General features: G+C 43.7%; 4 protein-coding genes. All 4 read left to right on the top strand.

Going from position 1 to position 6186, the window contains the following annotated elements; all coding sequences use genetic code 11:
- Window positions 1-724 (top strand): glycoside hydrolase family 3 C-terminal domain-containing protein (locus U9Q77_00720; GenBank protein MEA3285884.1); only part of this gene is annotated, 724 nt, incomplete at its 5' end.
- Between the two features lie 9 nt (window positions 725-733).
- Entirely contained in the window at window positions 734-1861 is a 1128-nt protein-coding gene (locus U9Q77_00725) for a glycosyl hydrolase family 17 (protein ID MEA3285885.1), read from the top strand.
- A 115-nt stretch (window positions 1862-1976) separates the two neighbouring features.
- The gene (locus U9Q77_00730) at window positions 1977-3365 is read left to right on the top strand and encodes a T9SS type A sorting domain-containing protein (GenBank protein MEA3285886.1); all 1389 of its coding nucleotides are present in this window, start codon (window positions 1977-1979) and stop codon (window positions 3363-3365) included.
- A 366-nt stretch (window positions 3366-3731) separates the two neighbouring features.
- A partial coding sequence (locus U9Q77_00735; GenBank protein MEA3285887.1) for a hypothetical protein occupies window positions 3732-6186 on the top strand: 2455 nt, incomplete at its 3' end.

The following is a 6186-nucleotide window of genomic DNA, read 5'->3' on the forward strand; positions in this document are numbered from 1 at the left end:
GCTAAAGAATGATGATGCCCTCCTCCCACTAGCTAAAGATGCCCGGATTCTAGTAGCTGGGAAAAATGCCAATAATCGGGGTCATCAGTGCGGGGGATTTACAGTTAACTGGCAGGGCGCCACCACAAATGAAGAAATTCAAGGTGGGCGATCAATCTGGGAAGGCATCCAGGCGATGTCTCCAAGAGCTGTTCTCAGTGAAAAACTGGATGGCAGTGAAGCCAATTCAGATCAACACGACGTGGCTATAGTAGTTATTGGTGAAACGCCTTATGCAGAAATGTTAGGTGATATTCGTGTGCCAGGATTGCTGCAGGAATATTCTACCTTCCCGAATAGCACCCCGATTCCAATTGACGATGCAGAGGTCGCTGAAGTCTACGCAAGTAATCTATATCTACATGAAATGCACCCTGAGGACATTGCCACCATAGAAAATATCACTTCCAAGGGCATCCCAGTTGTTACTGTAATGATCTGTGGCCGTCCCCTTGTCGTAGAGCAGGAATTGGATGCCTCCTCTGCCTTTGTGGTCGCCTGGTTACCTGGATCAGAGGGTCATGGTGTAGCAGATGTTCTATTTGGAGAGTATGACATGCAGGGGAAACTGAGCTTCTCCTGGCCGAAATACGATGATGAGAACTGGAATCTCGGTGATCAGGGCTATGCTCCTCGTTTCCCCTATGGCTACGGATTAAATTACAATAACAGAAGTGAGGGATAACAGACACTTATGAAACATTCAGTTTCCATATTTGCTTTCCTAATCACTCTCAGCATGGTTGTCCTATCCTGCCAGAATCGATCAATGACAATACAGGAAGAGATCAGCGGCCAAACCCATATTGAATCAAATGTGGTTGCAACCACTATCTCAAATCAACCACTTTTGGACAGAGAATCACCCTTCGTCAAGCGTGAGTTCAATCCCTATCTGGGTGACAGATGGATTGGGAAGGCTATTTCATATGGCTGCTATCGCGAAGGTCAGGCTCCAGGAGTAAAGGGTGCAAGTGAGGATGAGATCCTGGAAGATCTCAATATTCTCAGCCAATATTGGAATCTTTTCAGAGTTTATGGGGCAGATAGCGATTCTGAGCGGATTTTGAACGTAATCAAGAAAAATAACCTGCCTTTCAGGGTAATGCTTGGTGTATGGTTGGAAAACGAGACCAAACTCCCCGAACGTCAACCTGCCAACCTCGAGCAAGTCAAAAAAGCAATTGAACTGGCAAATCGTTTCCCTGATCTCATTGTTGGTATCAACGTGGGTAATGAATCCCAAGTATCCTGGTCCTGGCATCACATGGAAGCCGAAACTCTAATCCACTATATAAGAATGGTTCGGGCAGGTACAGACATTCCAGTTGCCACTGCTGATGACTACAACTTCTGGAATAAAACCGAAAGCCAGGTCATTGCCAATGAGATAGACTTTATTGTCCTACACGCTTACGCATTATGGAATGGCCAGCAGCTCGATCATGCAATTCAGTGGACCGATAGCGTTTACCAGGACATTCAGTCAAAGCACCCTGAAATGACAATAGCCCTGGGTGAAACCGGTTGGGCAACAGTTTACAATTCAAAAAAAATAGGTCCGGGAGAACAGGGCACCTTGATCAAGGGTGAAGTCAGTATTAGTGCCCAGGAAAATTTTTTAATCGACCTCAATAATTGGATAGAGAAGAATCAGGTAACCACATTTCTATTTGAGGCTTTCGATGAACCCTGGAAAGGTGGGGGAGAACAGTCCGGACCAAATGAAGTCGAAAAGAACTGGGGTGTATTCTACAAGGATAGAACACCTAAAGCATCTTTCAAAGGCTACCTGAAACAAATAAATCGGAGTTCAAATTGACCTTGAATTACTGGCCAATTATGAATCTCAGATGTAAGGAAGGTATGAACAATGGATACTATTTACATGTAAATCACAGTTTATCAATTCAACAATTAACCGAAACGGAGAAATTATGAAATCAAAAATGACTATTCTATTAGTTCTGAGTTGTATGCTATCAATGGGGGGAGTGGCCTTGGCTCAAAATGCTCCCATTGATTTTGAAGCCGGTGGTTATGGCGCAGACTGGACCTGGACGGTCTTCGAGAATGAGACGAATCCTGCCCTTGAAATAGTTGCAAATCCCAGTGCCAGCGGTGTCAACACATCAGCTACTGTGGCTATGTTTACTGCTTTGCAGGCCGGCCAGCCCTGGGCTGGTTGTGAATCCCTGCATGGAACGGATATTGGAACCTATTCAATCTCTGCTGCAAACAGTACAATCAAAATCATGGTTTACAAAACAGTTTTGAGTGATGTGGGAATTAAATTGGTGAAACCTGATGGTTGGTCCTTGGGAGAAATAAAGGTTGCCAACACCGTCACAAATGAATGGGAAGAGCTCACCTTCGATTTTACATCTCAGATGCAGGATGGATATGATCAAATAGTAGTTTTTCCAGATTTTGATTTGAATGGAAGAACTCAGGATAACGTAGTTTATTTTGATAATATCACCTTTTCAGAAGGTGGCGGCGTAGAACCTGGCGAAGAACCTGAAGTAGCAGCACCAACCCCTGCACATGATGCGTCTAGCGTTATTTCACTGTTCAGCAATCCTTATACAGATGTAACTGTTGACACCTGGTCAGCTGCATGGGATAATGCCGATGTCCAGGACGTTGTAATCGCAGGCGATGATGTAAAGCTTTATACCAGTTTTGGTTTTGCCGGTATCGAATTTACATCACAGACTGTTGATGCTACAGCCATGACATCATTTCATATGGATATCTGGACCCCAGATGCAATTGGCACTGGTGCCTTCCACGTGAAGTTAGTTGACTTTGGCGCAGACGGTGTCTGGTCTGGTGGCGATGATACGGAATCTATGGTATCATTTAACGCTTATACGACTCCGGCACTAGTTTCTGGAGAATGGGTCAGAATTGACATTCCAATGTCATCTTTCAGTGCTCTCGCTTCTCAGGCTCACCTGGCCCAAATGGTTATCGAGGGTGACCCCAATACTGTTTATGTGGATAATGTTTATTTCCATTCAAATCCAGCCAGTATTGATGATCGTGGTGCACTGCCATTTGAGTTTGTTCTGGAGCAGAATTTCCCAAATCCCTTTAATCCATCAACTACTATTCGCTTCAGTTTGGAAAATCCAGAGTATGTAAGACTGAAGGTGTTTAATGTTGCCGGACAGGAAGTAGCAAGCCTTTTTGAAGGGCAAGCGAATTCCGGGGAACACACACTGCAGTTTGAAGCAAATAATTTTGCCGCTGGAACTTATTTCTACTCATTGACAGTTGGACAGCAGAGCAGTGTTAAAAAAATGGTGCTTGTTAAATAGCATTTACTATGAATTAGAGATCACCCGGTATTCAAGATGAATACCGGGTGGCTTAATCATACTATTTCTAAAGAATTGACAAGAACAGGATTATTGCATTCCGATCAAGAATCTTGACGGAATTGAAGGAAACAGTTATGCCGACCATATATATGGAGTGGAAGAATTAGGGTGTCATCAATGAAATTCACCCAAAGTCCATACTTAAGAATTATCTGGAGCCAACAGTTTAAAGCTCAAAACAACCACTGCAAATTGACCAGGGTAAACTGCTAATTTCGAATCTCAGGGGAAAAGAATGTACTATCAATACTTGAATATTTTGGAGAAAATTACATCAAAACGATTAACCAAATTGGAGAAATCATGAAATCAAAAATGACTAATTTTGTGGTCCTTATTTGTTTGTTATCAATGGGAGGCATGGTTTTTGGCCAAATCGCACCTATTGATTTCGAAGCCGGTGGCTATGGAGCTGACTGGACCTGGACCGTGTTTGAAAATGGTACCAATCCGCCAGTGGCGATCATTGCCAATCCTGATGCTACGGGTAGCAATACCTCAGCCACTGTGGCTGAATTCACTGCCCTGGATGCGGGTATGGACTGGGCTGGGTGTGAAAATCTTGACATCGGTGAATTTACCTTTGATGCCACAAACAGTACTGTCACAATAGCAGTGTATAAAACTGTTCTCAGCGATTTTAGATTAAAATTCGAAGGTGCCAGTGCACCGGTAGAGATCAATGTGGCCAATACGGTGACCAGTGCCTGGGAAGAATTAACCTATGACTTTTCAGGTCAAATAGGGAATACGTATAATAAACTCGTAATTTTTCCTGATTTTGCCCCAAGAGACCAGGATAATATTATTTATTTCGACAATATTACCTTCTCAGAGCAAATCATTTCGGAAGATCCGGTACCCACAGTAGCAGCACCCACACCAACAATTCCTGAAGCGGAAGTTATCTCGATCTACAGTGATGCCTATACTGATATTGCTGGAACAGATTTTTATCCAGGTTGGGGTCAAGCCACGGTAGTTACTGAAGTGCAGATTGATGGTAATAATACATTGCTCTACACCGGTCTGAACTATCAGGGAATCGTTCTGGGAAGCCCCCAGGATGTTTCCACAATGGGTTATCTGCATGTTGATTTCTGGAGCACAAACTCTACTGCTTTATCATTGTTTTTGATCAGTCAAACGACTGGTGAACGTAGTTTTGCGTTTACGATTACCAATGACGAATGGGTGAGTGTTGATATACCATTAACTGCATTCACAGATCAAGGAATGACTATCGCTGATATCCATCAGCTTAAGTATGATGGCAATGGTGATATCTATCTGGACAACATGTTTTTTCATGGAGATGCTCCAGCTGAAGATCCGGTACCCACAGTAGCAGCACCTACACCTACAGTACCAGAGGCAGAAGTTGTTTCAATCTACAGCGATGCCTATACAGATGTAGCCGGTACAGACTTCAACCCAGGTTGGGGCCAGGCAACCGTTTTCTCAGAAGTCCAGGTTGATGGAAACAACACGCTGTTATATGCTGGTTTAAACTATCAGGGTACTGTTTTTGCTGGCCCAGTAGATGTATCCACATTCGGTTACTTCCATGTTGATTTCTGGAGTACGAATTCAACTGCTCTTGGTCTATCGCTGATTAGCCAGACCACAGGCGAACGTCTCTATAATTTCACAGTTACCAACAACGAATGGGTCAGTGTTGACGTACCCTTATCCCATTTTGCTGATCTTGGTCTGAATCTCGCTGATATTCACCAACTCAAGTTTGAAGGTAACGGAGATGTTTACCTGGATAATTATTTCTTCCACGGAGATGCTCCCGAAGAAGACCTCGTACCTACAGTTGCAGCACCTGCACCTACAGTACCTGAGGTTGATGTTGTTTCAGTTTACAGTGATGCCTATACAGATATTGCTGGAACAAATTTTAATCCAGGTTGGGGTCAGACCACAGTAATAACAGAAGTCCAGATTGATGGCAATAATACGTTGCTTTACAGTGGTTTGGATTACCAGGGAATCGAGCTGGGAAGTCCCCAGGATGTTTCTGCAATGGGATATCTGCATGTAGATTTCTGGAGTGCAAACTCCACAGCTCTTGAAGTATCTCTGATTAGTCAGACGACTGGCGAACGCACCTATGCATGCACAGTAATCAATGATGAGTGGGTGAGTGTAGATATACCTCTGACAGCATATACAGATCAGGGTATGACCCTTGGTGATGTCTTCCAGCTGAAATATGTTGGCAATGGGGATGTTTATCTGGATAATATGTATTTTTATGCAGAAGAAGAAGTAGTTACCGGACCTAATGCTCCGATTGATTTTGAAGCAGAAGGCTTCGGAGCAGATTGGGGCTGGTCTACTTTCGAGAACGGGGCCAACGATCCGCCTGCCATTATAGCTAATCCTCATGCCGAGGGTATCAATACCTCAGCAACAGTTGCTGAGTTCACTGCCCTGGTAGCTGGACAACCCTGGGCCGGTTTTGAATCGACACATGGCGCAGATATTGGGACATTCAATCTAGATGCTACGAATAGTACCATCAAAATAATGGTCTACAAAACTGTGATCAGTGATGTTGGGATAAAACTGGCGAAACCTGATGGTTGGGCCATGCCGGAAATAAAAGTTGCGAATACCCTTATTAATGAATGGGAAGAACTCACCTTTGACTTTTCAACACATCACCAGGAAGGCTATGATCAGATAGTTGTATTTCCAGATTTTAACCTGGATGGTAGAACTCAGGACAACTTGGTATACCTCGATA

The organism is Candidatus Neomarinimicrobiota bacterium, assembly GCA_034716895.1.
Classification (GTDB): Bacteria; Fidelibacterota; UBA8477; order UBA8477; family JABMPR01; genus JABMPR01.